This window comes from Kribbella sp. NPDC056861 (assembly GCF_040687575.1).
Lineage (GTDB): Bacteria > Actinomycetota > Actinomycetes > Propionibacteriales > Kribbellaceae > Kribbella.
The window spans coordinates 1,041,117-1,058,163 of sequence record NZ_JBFBNQ010000002.1 but is presented as its reverse complement, the minus strand read 5'-3'; the positions used below and the strand labels follow the sequence as shown (position 1 = coordinate 1,058,163).

8 protein-coding genes are annotated in these 17,047 nt (G+C 68.6%); 5 read left to right on the top strand and 3 right to left on the bottom strand.

The annotated features are described in order from the left end of the window. Positions 1-3 precede the first annotated feature (3 nt). The 3 genes from AB0P21_RS12015 to AB0P21_RS12005 form a co-directional block, all read right to left on the bottom strand. Positions 4-960, bottom strand: a complete 957-nt coding sequence (locus tag AB0P21_RS12015) for a family 43 glycosylhydrolase (RefSeq protein WP_363695918.1) — start codon at positions 958-960, stop codon at positions 4-6. A 114-nt stretch (positions 961-1,074) separates the two neighbouring features. Further along, on the bottom strand, positions 1,075-6,186 hold the full coding sequence (locus AB0P21_RS12010) for an AAA domain-containing protein (protein WP_363695917.1): 5,112 nt from the start codon (positions 6,184-6,186) through the stop codon (positions 1,075-1,077). Further along, positions 6,183-7,364 (bottom strand): M48 family metalloprotease, encoded by a 1,182-nt coding sequence (locus AB0P21_RS12005; RefSeq protein ID WP_363695915.1) that lies wholly within the window; start codon positions 7,362-7,364, stop codon positions 6,183-6,185. The genes AB0P21_RS12010 and AB0P21_RS12005 overlap by 4 nt, the downstream gene beginning before the upstream one ends. Positions 7,365-7,439: 75 nt before the next feature. Between AB0P21_RS12005 and AB0P21_RS12000 the strand changes: the two genes are divergently transcribed. The 5 genes from AB0P21_RS12000 to AB0P21_RS11980 all read left to right on the top strand — a co-directional run bounded on the left by AB0P21_RS12000 (position 7,440) and on the right by AB0P21_RS11980 (position 17,023). Continuing rightward, a complete protein-coding gene (locus tag AB0P21_RS12000; protein WP_363695913.1) occupies positions 7,440-8,387 on the top strand; it encodes an FkbO/Hyg5 family chorismatase in 948 nt (315 codons plus the stop codon). 66 nt (positions 8,388-8,453) lie between these two features. Further along, positions 8,454-9,089, top strand: a complete 636-nt coding sequence (locus tag AB0P21_RS11995; RefSeq protein WP_363695912.1) for a hypothetical protein — start codon at positions 8,454-8,456, stop codon at positions 9,087-9,089. A 23-nt stretch (positions 9,090-9,112) separates the two neighbouring features. After that, on the top strand, positions 9,113-9,802 hold the full coding sequence (locus AB0P21_RS11990) for a response regulator transcription factor (protein WP_363695910.1): 690 nt from the start codon (positions 9,113-9,115) through the stop codon (positions 9,800-9,802). Between the two features lie 2 nt (positions 9,803-9,804). Beyond that, positions 9,805-11,139, top strand: coding sequence for a HAMP domain-containing sensor histidine kinase (locus AB0P21_RS11985; protein ID WP_363695909.1), 1,335 nt, complete (start codon positions 9,805-9,807; stop codon positions 11,137-11,139). Positions 11,140-11,287: 148 nt separating this feature from the next. After that, a complete protein-coding gene (locus tag AB0P21_RS11980; RefSeq protein WP_363695907.1) occupies positions 11,288-17,023 on the top strand; it encodes an RHS repeat-associated core domain-containing protein in 5,736 nt (1,911 codons plus the stop codon). Positions 17,024-17,047: the final 24 nt, after the last annotated feature.

Below are 17,047 nucleotides of genomic sequence, written 5' to 3'. Positions count from 1 at the left end.
TAGCTAGTACAGGAACGGGACGTTGTCCGCGGTCCAGCGGATCTCGCCGACCCAGCCCGCGCGGTCGCCGGTCCTGTTGCTGGGGTTGGGCCAGGAGTGGAAGGCGATGCGGTAGACGCCTCCGTCGTTGATGATGGTGGCGCCACCGGGCCCACACAGGCCGTGCAGGTCCTGCGAGATGACGGTGCGCCCGCGCGTGAAGGTGCTGGCGAAGGATGGCGCCTTCCACACGGTAGTGGAGTAGCTGCAGTCGTCGTAGTGCTTGCCAGCTGCGGCGGTGGAGGCGAACATCCACAGCGTTCCACCGTGGAAGACGAAGCTGGGTGCCTCCATCTCACCGTCGTTGGAGACCACGGTGCGGCGGTCGGTACCGGGGTTGAGACCCGCGGCGTCGACCTTGACGGCGCGGATGCGGTAGGTGCCGCCTGAGTGGGTCTTGTACACGAGCCAGCGCTGTCCGGAGCCGTCCTGGAAGTCGGTGGCGTCGATCGCCTCCTGGCTCTGCGCCTCACACACCGGGCCGCCGGTGGCGACGAATCCACGATCGGGCTGGCGGGAGACGGCGGTGCCGACGCAGTTCGCGTCCCAGCCGCTGCCGCGCTTGGCGGTGAAGTACATGACGTAGAGCGGCGCGCCGTCTTTGCTGGTCTGGAACACGTGCGGCGCCCAGGGATTCTGCTTGCTGGGGTCGTCGATCACCCAGCCCGGCATGGTCGTCATCGTCTTGTTGGTCGCCGTGTACGGGCCGGTCGGCGAGGTCGAGGAACGCACCGGGTAGCCGCCACCGGTCGAGTAGATGTAGTACTTGCCGGCGGCGTGAAAGATGTCAGGGTCGGCGGCGTTGGCCGCCACTTTCACCGCGTGGCCCGGTGCCGCGTTCGCGGTCAGCGCCGGTGCTGTGGTCAGGCCGAGAGCCAGCAGCGCGCAGGCGGCGGTTCTGGCGACGAACGTTCTTCTCATGTCCACTCCATCAGGTTTCTTGGTGGTCTACCTGGGTGAGCAGATCAGTCATCAACCGGTCACGGGGAGTTTCCGATCAAAATCGGTCAACCTCGTGACTGAGCGTGTCGTCTCTCAGGACACGTCGGAGTTCAGGGTGTCCAGGAGGCGGGCCAGTACTGCGTCGGGGTTGCCGGCCCAGTCGCCGGTCAGGACGTGATGGGTGCGCCAGCCGCCGGTGGCGAGAGCGCGCGGATGGGTGGTCAGGCGTTCCAGCAAGGTGTCGGCGGCCAGGCGCTCTGGTGTGTCGACCAGTACTGCGAGCCGATGGCCGGTGTCGTCCGGCAGGCGCAGAGCGAGGTCGCAGCGGAAGACAGACTCGCCGACCGCAGTCTCGACGACGATGCCGTTGTCCCGGAGGGCTCGCGTCAGTTGGTCAACCACTGCGGACTTATTAACCTGAGACGTCTTAGTGCCTGCAGCGGTGGTGCCGCCGCGGGTTGGGTACTGTGCCAAGGCTGCTCGGGTGGCTTCGGGGTTCGCCTGCGACACCGCATTCGCGTAGGCGAGGAACCGCCGCAGCGTGTTGGCGCCGTCGTTGTAGGTGTTGGTGATCGCCTCCGGCTCGATGCTGCTGACGATCACCATGTGCTGCCGGGCTCGGCTGAAGATCACGTTCAGGCGCTTCTCGCCGCCGGAGGTGTTGATCGGGCCGAAGTTCATCAGCATCCGCCCGTCGGGGCCGGCCGCGTAGCAGACGCTCATGATGACGATGTCGCGCTCGTCGCCCTGCACGTTCTCCAGGTTCTTCACGAACAACCCGGCGTCCTGCTCGTCCCGGGTGCGGACCTGCTCGGCCTCGTACTGCGCGCCGAAGTCCGGGTCGGCCTCCGCCAACTCGTCGAGCGCCCGCTCGATCTCGCCCTGTTGGGCCTCCGAGAACGCGACGATCCCCAGACTCTTCCCGGTGTCGCGGGCCAGGATCTCCCGCACCAGCCCGGCGATCCACCGCGCCTCCGCCGGATTCGTGCGCCGTACGTAGACGCCATCGGCAACCCGTACGGCGGTGATGCTGCCCGCCAGCATCCCGTCGACAACCTCGGTGACCTGCGAAGGTGAGTTTGTGAGTTGTTGATCCACTGAGTGCTCGTCGCCCGCGCGGACCGTCCACGGTGGTGCGGGATGCGCTGGCAGCCGATCGGGGATGGTGGCGAGCCGGCCCTGGTAGAAAGCCGCGTTGCTGAACGAGATCAGCGCCTCGGAATGACTCCGGTAGTGCCAGGTCAGCATCGTCGACGCGAGCCGGAGCGCGCTGATCGCCAGGAAGCTGTCGTCGGACAAGGCGACACCGACCTGCTCGACGTCGTCGTCGGGGTCCGCGGTCGGGGTGCTGACCCGGAAGTACTGCGTGGGTGGCAGCTGCATCTGATCGCCGACGACGATCACCTGAGGTGCCCGGTGTAGCGCGGGAATCGCTTCCTCGATCGGGATCTGGCTCGCCTCGTCGTAGATGACCACGTCGAAGAAGGTGTCGAGCGGCAACGTGTCCGAGACCGACGACGGGCTCATCAGCCAGACCGGACGCAGCAGCGAGACGACCGCACCGGGGGCCCCGGAGGCCAGGTCGCGGATCGACTTGTAGCGCATCACCTTGCCGAACTCGTGCTCCAGCTCGCGCCGGCCGGCCCCGAACGTCTTCTTCCGTTGCCGATCCTCCGGCGACATCCCGGTCACGCTCGCCTCGGAGTGCGCGAGCTCGGTCAGGAACCGCCGCCGGACGCCGGCCACCACCACCTCGGCGTTGATCGCGGTCAGCTCGTCGTACACCAGACCCAGCTCGCCGACGATCGCGTCGAGCCGCGCGGACGTCACCTCGCTGAGCAGCGGGGTCGCCGCCCGGGCACGCTCCCAGTGCAACGCGCAGACGGCGTACTCGAGCTGGTCGGGCGTCGCATCGAACTCCCGCACCGCAGCCTGTACTGCGGCAGGCGCCTCGCCCAGCCGGCGCATCACCGAGACCAGCCGCTGCACCACCGGTATCAGCCCACCTCCGGCCAGCACCTCGACCACCGCCCGCACACCACCGAGCGTCCGCTCGCCGTATTGCTCGATGAGCAGCTCGCCAGTGATCTCCTCGGCCTTCTCCAAGGCGGTGGCCACCTGGGTGAGCCGGGCTGCGAGCGAACCGCCCTTGGTCAGCTGGTCTCGCCAGGTCGCCAGGTCGTTGTCTTGGGTCAGTTGCTGGAGGACAGCTGCGAGCGCGACGGGATCTTCGCTGCCCCAGGTGTTTAGTGCTTTCGCAGCGCTCGCCTTCACCGCGGCGGTGGCGTCGTGTGCGGCGACCAGGGTGGTGAGGGTCTCCGTGATCGATGGCTGGACTGCCCGGCTGGACGAGTCGAAGCGGGAGCGGACCAGGGACTTTACCCGCCGCCAGTCGCCGGAGAGGAAGGAGAGCAGGCCACCTTCCTTGCCTTGGGCAATGATGAGCGCCGAGCGGGCGTCGGCAGGCGGGAGCGGATCACTCCAGCCGGCGGCCTCACCCCAGGCAGTGCGCTCGGCGGCGAGCAGCACGTCGTGTTCAGCCGCCGCAGCCCGCAGCTCCTGCGATGAAGAGGAGCCGCTGTCCAGTACTTCGCTCTTGCCGCGCTCAGCAAGAGGCAGCACAGTCACCGCAAGCCGCGCCAGACGCCGGATAACGCCAAGCTCAACCTCAGCCCAAGCAGTAGAGGTTTCTGTGGCGCTGAGGGTGGTGGCGACCGCCGTCCAGGCAGCTTGGGCTTTGGTAGCGGTGGCTGGGATCTCAATGTCGGCACCCGGGGCCGCCCAGACCGCTGGAGCGATGAGACTCAGCGGACTACGAGCCAGTACTCCGCCACTGCCCGGATCCGCGCCGGCCAGTCCGGACGCCAACTCACCGACAACCTCCCGAGCCGCCCACCAATCACCAGGCGTGGGAATCAACCGCCGCTGGGCGGGATCGAGCGATCCACCCCACTCGTGCGAGCGCAGCTCCGCCAGCGTGTTGACGACGGTTCGCAGCGGTGGCGCACCTTCACCGAGGTGGGCTTCGAAGGTGGTGATGGTGTCGAGCAGACGATCGACCCGGCCGACCAAGCCATCACGGCGGGCAGTCAAAGCGTCGAGGTCGTCGGCGGCGGCCAGCCAGGCCTCGTAGGTGTCGCGCAAACCGTGCACGAACGCCTTCTTGTCCGCCTGCGAGTCGTGGATCAGCGTGCACAGCCCGTCCAGCCGGCGACTGACCAGCCGAGCATGTACGACATCGAGCGCGGCGCGTTTCTGGCAGACGAACAGCACCCGCTGACCGCGTGCCACGAAGTCCGCGATCATGTTGGTGATGGTCTGCGACTTGCCAGTGCCCGGCGGCCCTTGGATCACGAAGCTCTCGCCTCGCTGAGCCCGCGCCACCGCCGCGACCTGCGAACCGTCGGCCGGCACCACCAGATGCCGCTCTGACGTCGGCAGCTCCGGCGGATCGGAGACCAACGGCCGCGGCCGATCCGAGAACAGCTGGTCGAACGACGGGCAGGATCGCCCGGTCTCCAGCAGTTCGTCGTAGTCGCGTACCAGCCCGAGCGTGCGGTAGTTGAAGTTCGCCAGCGCGACCGCGCACAGGTCGACGTCCCACGAGTACGGGCTGCCGTCGTCGCCGGTCTCCAGCACATACGTGTCGGTCTCGATCGCACCAGGTCGCCGCGGCTCGCCGAACACCACACTCAGCGGCAACTCCTGCACGGCAAGCTGATTGCGGAAGATCTGCACCCCGAGCGGCTGGTAGTCCGAGCGCCGGTAGGAATACGTATAGCGCCGGCCACCGAACTCGTTGGCCGTGTTCCCGTGCTGGCGGCGACGGTAGTTGCGCAGCTTCACCATCGCGCGCTGCCGGACCAGATCGATCCGCGGCTTCGACCGCAGATGCAACTGCAGCCCCGGCTCGGAGGCCTGCAACTCCGCCCGCAGCCGCTCGTGCAGTACGCCGATCGCGTCCGGCTCGGTGAGATCCACCCTGGCCGGCAGACTGATCCCGTACAGCTGGTGCAGGTGATGCCGCAGCGTCGGGTTGATCTCCGCGACCGGATCAGTGATTCGCAGCGTGTACGAGTCGCGCACGCCACGCTTCTTCGCGAGCTCGACCTTCACCAGCACCAGCGGCGAGGTCAGCCGGGTGGCCGGGTCGTTCTTCAGGTCGTGCCAGCGCAGAAACGCGGGCACCAGCCGCAACTGATCCTGCCCGTACTCCGCGCGGTCGCGTCTGGCCGTCGAGATCAGCTTGTCCACCGCGCCCGCGGCGTACGGCGCTTCGTCGTACCGGACCCATTTGCCGAGGGCCTGCGGCTTGCCGTTGACCAGCAGCCCGGCGAGGTCGGCGTTCCAGGTGAAGAGCTGCTCGGCCCGGATGTTGCGGACGTCGAGCATCAGCGGGACCGAGACCTCGGTCAGGTTGACCGTCTGGGCGGTGTGCCGGAAGTTGACCAGGCGGTTGCGCCGGGAGAGGTCGAAAAGCCTGTCCCGCAAGGCTTTCAGCACTGCTTCGCGCCGGTCGGCCGTGCCTTGGGTGATCGCGTCGACGTCGAAGTCGAGCGGCTGGTCGCGGTAGTTCTCCAGCTGCTCGGTCAGCGACCGCAGGTCCTGGGCGCGGTGGTGCCGGTCGGGCTCGGCCATCTGGGCGGCGACCGAGATGATCACCGGATGCAGCGTCCCGGTCAGCGAGTAGTAGTTGCCCCGGGCCTCGATCAGTCGGGCGACGTCCTCGGTGCGGGACAGGTCGAGTCCGCAGCCGAGCCCGAGCAGCAGCTGGCCGAGGCTGAAGATGTCGGTCAGCGGGTCGTGATGGCCGAGCACGTGCTCCCAGCTCTGCCAGCCCGGCACGAGCACCGGCGCGGTGATCGCCTCCGGCACCGGCTCGGTCACCCGGACCTGCGGTCGGCCGCCGCTCTCGCTGAAGTCCAGGTCGACCTGTCGATGCGCGACGACCTCGACCGCGGCCGCCCGATGCCCTTCCCGGGCAGCGATCTCGCCGGCCTCGATCAACGGCCGGGTGGCGTCCTCCGGCGCGAAACCCAGCCGGGTCTGGTCGTCGACGGTGATCCGCTCGAGCCCTCGCAGCGGCGCGACCAGCCCGCGCTCGTGTACCTCCGCGGTCGCGTGGAACAGCGGCAGCACGGCAGCCAGCAACGCATCGTTGCCGAGGCCACCCTGCGAGACCGCGAGCGCGACGAGATCCTTCATGACGTCACCGCCCGGGTCAGTTCGGCGCGACGCTTGTCGCTCCAGCCGAGCTCGTCGTCGGCAAGATCGTCGTACTCCGCGAGCCCCGCCCGACGAGCCAACGCCAGCGAGGCGATCAGTCCGTCGTCACCCAACTCGGCATCGGACGTCGCGAGGTCGAGCAACAGATAGCAAAGGTATTGCCGAGTCGCCGCGGTCAGCGCCCGAGGCCGGGGGATCGGAGCACCATCGACCGGACGGATCCCCAGTGGCTCGTCGAAACGCGGCACCGCACCACCCGGTACGCCGAGAGGCCCCGGCGGATCCGCGAAGGCAGCCGCAAAGGTCGCGACCGTGTCGGTCCGCAACCCCTCGGCCTGCGCGATGTGGGCCGCGAAGTCCATGCTCAACTCGCGCAGTAGAACGGCGTCGAGCAGATCAGGTGAATCCACGTCGAGCGGGCCGGTCAGCAGCACCTCGACGTCTTGCTCAGCCAGCCAGTTTTGCAAGGCCCAGGCCCGCGCGACGCCCTCAGGGTGACTCGTCCCGCGACTGCCCGTGCTCAGATCCAGCTCACCGGCCTGGCGAAGATAGGCGTCCGGATCCACCGAGCCCAATCCGGTCTGGACCTTCAGCAACGCGCGCACCGTAGTACGGAGGTCTCCGCAGGCGATCAGCGCACCGCGATCGGCGAACAGCTCGGAGGCCATCACCCACCGCCGATGAGTCTCCAAGTACTGCGCTGGGGTGCGCGCATCACCCGCTGCTGCGTCGAGCAACCGATCGGCAGCGAGGTACGCGCCGTCGTCGAGAGTCCACAGCACCCGATGCGCCAACTCGTGCCCGCAGACGGCCGTCAACTCATCAGCGTCCAGCCGCTCCAGCAGCGGACCCTCGAACAGGATGACCGCCCGATCCGCTTGGTGCAGCAACGAGGCATTGGGCTGCCCGGCCCCTTGCGCCTGGAAGAACTCGAGCTCCACCTGAAGCCCGAGCGCCTCCACTGCCTGCCGCCCGGCCGCATGCAGCTCAGGATGGCCGGCTGCCTCCAACCGATACGTGTTGCGCAACAACGCGTCACCCAGCGCGGAGTCCTGTGCCTCGTCGTCGCGCAAGGCCGCCCAGGCGCGCTCGTCCACCCGGCGTAGGTGCGCGAGCACGGACCGGTGATACCCCAGCGGCGAGAGCGATGTGACCACAGCGTCACCCTAACGAGCGCCACCGACGAAAAGTTCTCCTGCGCTCCGCTTGGGTCGGTTGGTACTTTCTGCTTCGTGGATCTGAACTGTGTGGTCGGCGACGTGAGGCGCGTCGAGCATCCGTTGGGGATCGTCTTGCACACCACGCCGGAACCCGACGATGTGACCTCGGTGGTCGTGGACCTCCCGAAGACGCCGCTGGTTCGGCTGCCTGACGTGCTGGACCCGGCCCAGAGCTTCGCCGAGGTCTGGACGACCGGTCGGCCGGTGGAGTCGGGCGAGTTCGACGACGTGGTCTTCGGCCACGACGGCGAGTACGTGTTCTGCGCAGTACGGGTGCCCTCGGCGGACAAGTACGCGTCGGTGGTTCGGGACGCGTATCTGAGTGCTCTCTACGCGGTGGCCGACCTCGGGTACCCGCACATCTTCCGGATCTGGAACACGGTCTCCCGGATCAACGGGCGCACCGCCGACGGTCTGGAGATCCACCAGGAGTTCTGTCGCGGCCGGGCCGAGGCATTCGACCTGTCACCGGTCCGGCTGGCCTCGCTGCCGGCCGGTACCGAGGTGGGCGGACACGGCGACGGGCTCAGCCTCTACTTGCTGTCCCGCCGCACCGAGCCGCACGTCGCGATCGAGAACCCGCAGCAGACCCCGGCGTACCGCTACCCCACGCAGTACGGTCTACGCCCACCGGCGTTCGCGAGAGCCGCCCGGAACGGCGATCAGCTCTACGTCTCCGGTACTGCGGCCATCCTCGGCCACGAGACCGTGCACCCAGGAGACGTCGTGGCGCAGTGCCGGACGACCGTCGACAACCTGAGCACGCTGCTGTCCTCGCAGGACGCCGACCTCTCCGTACTGCGAACGGTCAAGGTCTACGTCCGCCACGAGTCCGACCTGGCCGTCGTTCGCGACCAGTGCCGGCAGCACTTCGCGCCGGACACCCGGATCGTCTATCTGGTGGTCGATCTGTGCCGCTCGGATCTCCTGGTCGAGATCGAGGCTGTCGGTCAGCTGTAGTGGTCACCAGGCACTAGTGTCAGCTCGGTCCGCGTTGGGCATTGGTAGGGACAACCGACCGAGGAGATGACCACCGTGAAGCTCTACTCCGATGTGGGTGTGCAGCGGTTCGGGCAGGTCTTCGGGGATCTGCTGCTACTGGGCTGGATCGCGTTCTGCACCGCGCTCGGCCTGACCGTTTTCAAGATCACCAACGCCCTCGGCTATCCGGGGCGCAAGACCGCCGAGGCCGGCGACGGGCTGGCCGCCGACCTGCACAAGTTCTCGGAGCCGGTGGGCCGGGTGCCCGCGGTGGGAGACGAGTTGAGCGCGCCGATCGAGGGCGCGGCCAAGGCGGCGACCAGGCTGGCCGAGGCAGGCCGCGACCAGGCCCATGCGGTGGAGCAACTGGCCTACCTGCTGGCCGGCGTGACGATCGGCCTGCCGGTGCTCTTCGCGCTGCTGATCTGGCTGCCCCGCCGGATCAGGTTCTCCCGCCGGGCCACGGCGGCCCGCAAGTTCATCGACAGCGACTCCGACCTGGACCTGTTCGCCCTCCGCGCGATGGCCAACCAGCCGATGCACAAGCTCGCGAAGATCTCCGACGATCCGGTCGGCGCCTGGCGCGAGGGGGACGCGGCGGTGATCACCCAGCTGGCCGACCTGGAGCTTCGGAGTACGGGGCTCAAGCTTCCCAAGGCTGCTCTTCCCAAGCCTGCTTAGGGCCACGGTCTACGCTCAGGAGCATGGCAAGGGTGCTGCTGGTCGAGGACGACGACGCGATCCGGACGTCGCTGAGCAAGTCGCTCACGGCGGCCGGCCATGCCGTCACCGCGCTCGCCAGCGGAGCCGACGGGGTCGCCTCGGTGGCCCGCGACAAGCCCGATGTGATGCTGCTCGATCTCGGGCTGCCCGATCTGGACGGGCGGGACGTGCTTGCGATGGTCCGGTCGGTCAGCGACGTACCGGTGATCGTCGCGACGGCCAGGGACGACGACGCGAGTGTGGTGCGTCTACTCGACGCGGGCGCCGATGACTATGTGATCAAGCCGTTCAGCTCTGCGCAGATCGACGCCCGGATCAGAGCCGTGCTGCGCCGAGGCGGCCCCGACCAGCCTGGCGAATCGACCCTGAGTCTCGGCGCGCTCTCCATCGACCCGCGCAGTCGCGAGGTGACCGTCGACGGTCAGCCCGTCGACCTGACGCGCAAGGAGTTCGACCTGCTGCTCGCCCTGTCGCGGCGGGCCGGAGCCGTGGTGACGAAGCGCGAGCTGCTGGCCGAGGTCTGGGGTCTGCCCTGGGGAGGCGGCGACCGCACGGTCGACGTCCACTTGTCCTGGCTGCGGCGCAAGCTCGGCGAGACCGCAGCCGAACCGCGCTTCCTGCACAGCGTCCGCGGAGTCGGAGTGAAGCTCGCCTCGCCGGATGCGAGCTGACGATGCGCCGCCGGATCCTGCTGCTCTCGGTCGGGATGACCACGCTGGTGGTGCTCGCGTTCGCCGTCCCGCTGACCATCCTGATGCGGAACGCCGTGGTCGACGACTCCCTCAAGACGGCCCGTCTGCAAGCGGTCAACCTCGCCTACTACGTCGGCGACCAGGACCACACCGCGGCCGACATCCAGGCCTACATCGACGAATTCAAGGGCGATGCGGCGGGCAGCATCTCGGTTCGGCTGGCCGACGGCACGACCCTCGGCGACCCGCCGCCCGGCGGAGTGGCGACGCCCAAGCCGATGGCCGGCGGTGACGGCGACGGTGATGACGACGGCAGACGCGGCCCGCCGAAGGTGACGGACGCGACCTTCCGCGACGTCGGCGGCGGCAAGGCGACCGAGATCACCGTCAAAGGCCCGGCCGGTCCCGCCTCGGTCTGCCTCTTCCTGACGAGCGACGAACTGTACGACGGCCTGCTCACCGGCCTCCTCATCCTGCTCGCAGGCAGCCTGCTCGTCTTGCTCCTCAGCATCGCTGGCGCGGAGTTCGTCTCCCGCCGCCTGGCCCGTCCGCTCGAAGAGACCGCCCGTACCGCGGAACGCCTCGCCCGTGGCGACGTGGATGCCCGCGCACCGACCACCGGACCGGCCGAGGTCGCCAAGGTCGGTGCCGCCCTCAACGGTCTGGCCGATCGCATCGACGAGGTCATCGCGGTCGAACGCGAAGCCGTCGCCGACCTGTCCCACCGGCTCCGTACTCCGCTGACGGCACTCCGCCTGCAGGTCGAGGCGCTCCCCGACCGCGAACGCGCCGAGGAGCTCAACACCCAGGTCAACAGCCTCGAACGCACCTTGACCGCGGTGATCAGCGCCGCCCGCCGGCCCCAACGCGAAGGCCGGGTCCCGCACTGCGACGCGGTGGAGGTGACTCGTCAGCGGGCTGCCTTCTGGGAGCCGCTGTTCGAGGACCAGGGACGTGAGCTCGTCCTCGAACTGGCCCAGCCGCCCGCGATGGTCCGGGCCTCGGCCGAGGACCTGGCGGCTGCTCTCGATGCGTTGGTGGAGAACGTCGTCGCGCACACCCCCGACGGCACCTCCGCGCGCATCGTCCTGACCCGCCAACTTGTTGGCAACAGCAACGGTGTGCTCATCGTGGTTACCGACGAAGGCCCCGGGATCCCGCTCGGCGCCGGCGAACGCGGCCGCAGCGACCGCGGCTCCACCGGCCTCGGCCTCGACATCGCCCGGCGGTGCGCCGAAGCCGCCGGCGGCCGGCTGACCATCCACCCGAACCTGCCGGCCGGATCGTCGGTTCACCTGACGCTGGCCGCGCCCTAGTCATACACGACCGGAGGTCCCTTTCGGCCTCGGTGGAATGTGGTGCGCGCCGCTCGCCGCCCATCTACCTTCAGGCCTGCAGAGGTCACGGATGGGTCCGTGACGAGGGGGCTCACTCTGCGCTGCTGACCGCGAGGAAACCATTCGCATGCGCCGATCTGCCATCACAGCCGCTGTCGTGTTCTCACTAGCGCTGACCGTAGGACTGTCCGCTCCAGCACAGGTGGTGGCCGCCGTCGCGGCTGGCCCGTCGGTGCCGTTGCCGGAGACCAACTCTGTGCCGGTCACCGGTCAGTCGGTCGAAGCCCGGGACGCCGACGCTGCCACCACCAACGCGTTGCAGGGCAACCAGCAGCCGGGCGGTACTCCGGCAGCAGACGGCGCCGGGAACCCGAGCGCGACTCCGTTGGCAGCCTCTGCGACCTGGAACGTCTCAGGGCAGACCGGTGACTTCAGCTGGAGCTACCCGTTGCGGGTGCCGCCCGCACCCGGCGGACTGGAACCGAAGCTGGCCCTGTCCTACTCGTCGTCCAGCATCGACGGCCGCACCAGCGCGACGAACAACCAGCCGTCCTGGGTCGGTGACGGCTGGGACCTCAATCCCGGTTTCGTCGAACGCACCTACGGTGGCTGCGCCGACGACAAGGAAGGCACCACCAAAGGTCAGGCGGTCGGCGACCTGTGCTGGCGCAGCGACAACGCCACCGCCTCGTACGCCGGCTCCGGCGGGATGCTGATCCCCGGCGCGAACGGCTGGCGCAGCAAGAACGACGACGGCTCGCGGGTCGAGCGGCTGACGGCGCCCGGCAACGGCGACAACGACGGCGAGTACTGGAAGATCACCGCGGTCGACGGTACGCAGTACTTCTTCGGCTCCCGGGCGGACGCGAAGTCGGTCTGGACCGTCCCGGTGTTCGGTGACGACGACAACGAGCCCTGTCACCAGACCACCTTCGCCGCCTCGTCCTGCAAGCAGGCCTGGCGCTGGAACCTGGACAAGATCGTCGACCGGTTCGGCAACACGATCCTGCTGCAGTACCAGACCGAGACGAACAAGTACGGCCTCAATTTCAAGGACACCGCTGTCGAGTACGACCGCGGCGGCTGGCTGGACCGGATCGACTACGGCCTGCACAGCGACGGCACCGGCCAGGCTTCCGCCCGGGTCCTCTTCGGCACCGAGCAGCGCTGTGTACCGGGCAGTGTCTGCACGCTGGACCGGAAGGAGAACTTCCCCGACGTACCGCTGGACGCCGGCTGTGACACAGCGACCTGCAAGGACAAGTACTCGCCGACGTTCTGGAGCACCAAGCGCCTCGCCTCGGTGACCACCCAGGTACTGCGCGGCTCGTCGTACAGCGACGTGGACAAGTGGAACCTGGACCAGCAGTTCCCGAAGCCCGGGGACGGCGAGAAGCCGGCGCTGTGGCTGAAGTCCATCAGCCACACCGGACTGGCCGGCGGTGCGATCACGTTGCCACCGGTGACGTTCGAAGGCGCACCGTTCGCCAACCGGGTGCACCAGGCCGACCAGCTGTCGCCGGTACTGCGGTATCGGCTGACCGGCATCGTGTCGGAGTCCGGCGGTCTCACCTCGGTCAACTACGCGGCACCCGACTGCCTCGCCGCTCCGGCGCACCCCGAGTCGAACACTCTGCGCTGCTTCCCGGCGCGCTGGAAGAAGACGAAGGACTATGCCGAACGCACCGACTACTTCAACAAGTACGTCGTCGCGTCGGTGGCGCAGTCCGACCGGCTCGGCACCAACCCGCAACAGGTGACCAGCTACGAGTACCTCGGTGGCGCTGCCTGGCACTACAGCCAGTCCGAGTTCACCCCGCCCGACAAGAAGACCTGGGACGACTTCCGCGGCTTCGCGAAGGTCAAGATCCGCACGGGCACGTCGAACGATCCGGCCGGTCCGGTGACGATGACCGAGCAGCGGTTCTTCCGCGGTATGAACGGTGATCGGGCCACGCCCACCGGCGGCACCAAGCCGGCCGCGATCGAGGACTCCGAGGGCGGCAGCTACCCCGACCACGACTGGCTGCAAGGCGTCGGCCTCGAGACGATCACGTATCTCGGCGACACCACCAGCGTGGTGCGGAAGTCGATCACCGAGCCGGTCTGGCAGGGACCGACGGCCACTCGCGGCGAACACAACGCCTACCTCATCGGCGTCGGAACCACCCGTGACCTGGTCGCGCTGGACGGTGGCCGCGGCTGGCGGACCACGAAGACCGTCACCTCGTACGACGATCACGGCCTGCCCACGAAGGTGGATGATCTCGGCAACGTCGCCGATCCGGCCGACGACACCTGCACCACCACGTCGTACGTGCGCAACACGACTGCCTGGTTGCTGAATCTGCCGTCGCGGGTGGAGCAGGTCGCGGTGAACTGCGCGACCACCCCGGTCTTCCCGCAGCACGCGATCTCCGACGTGCGGACGTCGTACGACGAGCAGAACCCGGGGACGGCGCCTGTGCGCGGCGCGGTGACCCGGACCGAGGAGTTGGCCGAGCGGCCCGCCGCCGGACCGGAGTACACGACTACCTCGACGGCGCGTTACGACCAGCACGGCCGGGTGATCGAAAGCGGGAACGCGCTCGGCAAGCTCACCACCACGACGTACACGCCGGCCACCGGCGGCCCGGTGACCAAGACCGTGGTGAAGAACCCGCTCGGCCACACCAGCAGCGTTGCTGTCGATCCGGCCTTCGGGAACCCGTTGACCAGCACAGACGCGAACAACCGGGTGACCGAATCGACGTACGACGCGCTCGGCCGGGTGACTGCGGTCTGGCAGCCGAACAGGCCGCGGGGTGGCAGCAGCCCGCAGTCCGCGAACGCCACCTACGCGTACCAGGTCCGCAATGACCAGCCGAGTGTCGTCACCGCCAACACCATCGGCCCGAACGGCCGCTACGTATCGGTGAACACGATCTACGACGGCCTGCTGCGACCCCGTCAGATCCAGGCGCCAGCTGCGGGCGGTGGGCGGCTGCTGACCGACACCCGGTACGACTCGCAAGGCCGGGTGTGGAAGGCGACCCAGCCGTTCTTCAACGCAACCGAGGTCGACGGCAACCTCTGGGTTGCCAACGACAACGAGGTGCCCGGCCTGACCACCACGCAGTACGACGGCGCCGGTCGTCTGGTGGAGTCGATCTTCAGCGGTGGCCCGACGGAGAAGTTCCGCACCAGCACCCGGTACGGCGGCGACCGGGTCAGCGTCGATCCGCCGGACGGCAGTCCCGCGACCACCAAGATCGACGACGCCCGCGGCCGGGCGATCGAGTTCCGCCAGTACTACGGCAGCACGCCGACCGGGAGCTCCGACGCCACCCGGTACGAGTACACGCCGGCCGGGCAGCTGGCCGCCCTGATCGATGCCGCAGGCAACCGTTGGGAGAACACCTACGACCTGCGCGGACGCAAGGTCAAGGCGAACGACCCGGACCGGGGAATCAGCACGGCGACCTACGACGCGGCGGACCGGGTGGTCACCCAGACCGATGCGCGGGCCCAGACCGTCGTCTCCACCTATGACGACCTGGACCGCAAGACCGCCGAGTACTCCGGGTCGCTGACCGGCCGCAAGCTGGCGGCGTGGACCTACGACACATTGCCCAGCGGTCTGGTGGCCAAGGGACAGCCGGCCACGGCAACCCGCTACGACGCCGACGGCAACGCCTACACCAGCGGCATCGACTCCTACACCGCGCTCTACCTGCCCAGTCGCACCACGATGAGCATCCCCGCCAACGAAGGCGGCCTGGCCGGGGTCTACACCTCGAAGTACACCTACAACCCGGACGGCAGTCTGCAAAGCGAGACCCTGCCTGCAGCAGGCGACCTGCCGGGGGAGTCGGTCTTCCACACGTACGACGACGCCGCCCGCCCGCTGCGCACCTACGGCGGCACGGAAGGCAGCACTACCGAGTACGCCCTCAATACCGAGTACACCCGGTACGGCGAACAGCAGCGCGTGCACCTCGGCGAGGGCAGCAAGCGGACCTGGCTGTCGACGTATTACGACGACAACACCCGACAGGTCAACCGAACCATCGTGGACGCCGAGCTGCCGCAGCCGATGCAGTCCGACACCCGCTACACCCGCGATGCGTCCGGTGGCATCACCTCGATCGCCGAGAGTGCGCCTGGCGTGCCGGACGATCTCCAGTGCTTCCGCTACGACCACGTGCAACGGCTGACCGAGGCCTGGACCGCAGGCGCCGGCTGCACCGCCAACCCCGCCGTACCGGCTCTCTCCGGGCCGGCGCCGTACTGGCAGAGCTATGGGTACGACAAGGCCGGCAACCGGCGTACCGATGTACAGCACGCTGCGGGTGGCGACACCACTCGCACCTACAACTACCCGGCCACTGGCCAGGTACGGCCGCATGCGGTGAGCTCAGTGACCACTAGTGGTCCAGGGGGCAACCGCAGTACCGGCTACGGCTATGACGCGGCGGGGAACACGGTGACTCGCGGTGCCCAGAGTCTCGCCTGGACGCCCGAGAGTCGGCTCGACAAGGTCACCGAGGCCGGTGCGGACACCACCTCGGCGTACGCCGCCGACGGCAGTCGTCTGATCCGGCGCGAGTCGTCCGCTGCAGTGCTGTACCTGGCAGGCCAGGAGATCCGGCTGGACAAGGCCACCGGCAAGCTCACCGGAACCCGGTACTACGAGCACAGCGGTACGCCGATCGCGGTCCGGACCGCCACCGGTCTCTCGTGGCTCGCCAGCGACCATCACGGTACGCAACGGCTGGCGATCAGTGCGGAGACTCAGACAGTGGCGCGGCGACGCGAGCTCCCGTTCGGTTCGCCACGTGGCGCAGCCGCCTCGGCCTTCCCGGGGGAGAAGGGGTTCGTCCGCGGCACTCTCGACAGCTCCACCGGGCTGACCCAGCTCGGTGCCCGCTCCTACGACCCGGACACCGGGCGGTTCATCTCCGTCGACCCGCTGCTCGTGGTGGACGATCCGCAGCAGCTCGACGGCTACTCCTACGCTGCGAACGGCCCGGTGAACGGCTCCGACCCGACCGGCTTGGCGAGGTCGGACGACGACAACATCGGGACCTACCGCGACGGCAAATGGATGGGCTCGAGCCCGCCGCAGGTCACTCCCGACGGCCGCAGAATTCCCAAGGCCTCTCAGCCGTCGTGCAACAAGGGCGGCGACTGCAGGGCAGGCAGCCGGGGCACTGTGCGGCCTCCCGGCTCCCAGCCGTCGTGCAACAAGGGCGGTGACTGCAGGGCAGGCAGCCGTGGAGTCGTGACGCCGGTACCGCCGGCTCCGCCGGCCGCGCCGCCCTCGGGAACGTTCAGCGGCTGGTCGATCTCCTGGTGCTACTCGGCCAGCATCCAGTTCTGGTTCGGTCACTCGGGCGAGGGCTGTATCTCCCTCGACAGCCACGGCATCGGGCACTCGGAAGCCAGCAAGAACTACTACGGGCCGGGTGCCGGACTCGGCCTCACGATGGGGCCGAAGTTCGCCACCACCGACATCCCGGGGCTCGAGGGCCCGGACTCCTCCGTCGGTGGTGAGGTCAAGATCGGCGGGGTCGGCGTCGGGCTGGAGGGCGCCAAGAGCGATGGGCCCAAGGGCAACCGCACCGACGGGTCCTGGAGCGTCGGAGCGTCAGTGGGACCGGCACTCGGTCTGGGTGGCTATCTCAAGGGCCTCGAGCAGTTCGGCAAGGTGGCGAAGATCCAGGGCTTCCTCGATCGCTACGGCATGGGGTCGGGCGCGCTCGGCCGTGGTGAGGCCAGTTCCGACTACTACTTCCAGTGGGACGGCTGGGTGCAGCGGGCGCAGCAGGGCTACCAGGAGGCTGCCCGGAACGGCACTCTCCAGGACCGGGTCCACGGCTGATCCCCACCGCGGCTCCCGGACACC

Excerpts from the sequence above, each read along its gene's own strand:
- AB0P21_RS12015 (WP_363695918.1), bottom strand. The coding sequence starts at position 960 with ATGAGAAGAACGTTCGTCGCCAGAACCGCCGCCTGCGCGCTGCTGGCT.
- AB0P21_RS12010 (WP_363695917.1), bottom strand. The coding sequence starts at position 6,186 with ATGAAGGATCTCGTCGCGCTCGCGGTCTCGCAGGGTGGCCTCGGCAAC.
- AB0P21_RS11995 (WP_363695912.1), top strand. The coding sequence starts at position 8,454 with ATGACCACCGTGAAGCTCTACTCCGATGTGGGTGTGCAGCGGTTCGGG.
- AB0P21_RS11990 (WP_363695910.1), top strand. The coding sequence starts at position 9,113 with ATGGCAAGGGTGCTGCTGGTCGAGGACGACGACGCGATCCGGACGTCG.
- AB0P21_RS11985 (WP_363695909.1), top strand. The coding sequence starts at position 9,805 with ATGCGCCGCCGGATCCTGCTGCTCTCGGTCGGGATGACCACGCTGGTG.
- AB0P21_RS11980 (WP_363695907.1), top strand. The coding sequence starts at position 11,288 with ATGCGCCGATCTGCCATCACAGCCGCTGTCGTGTTCTCACTAGCGCTG.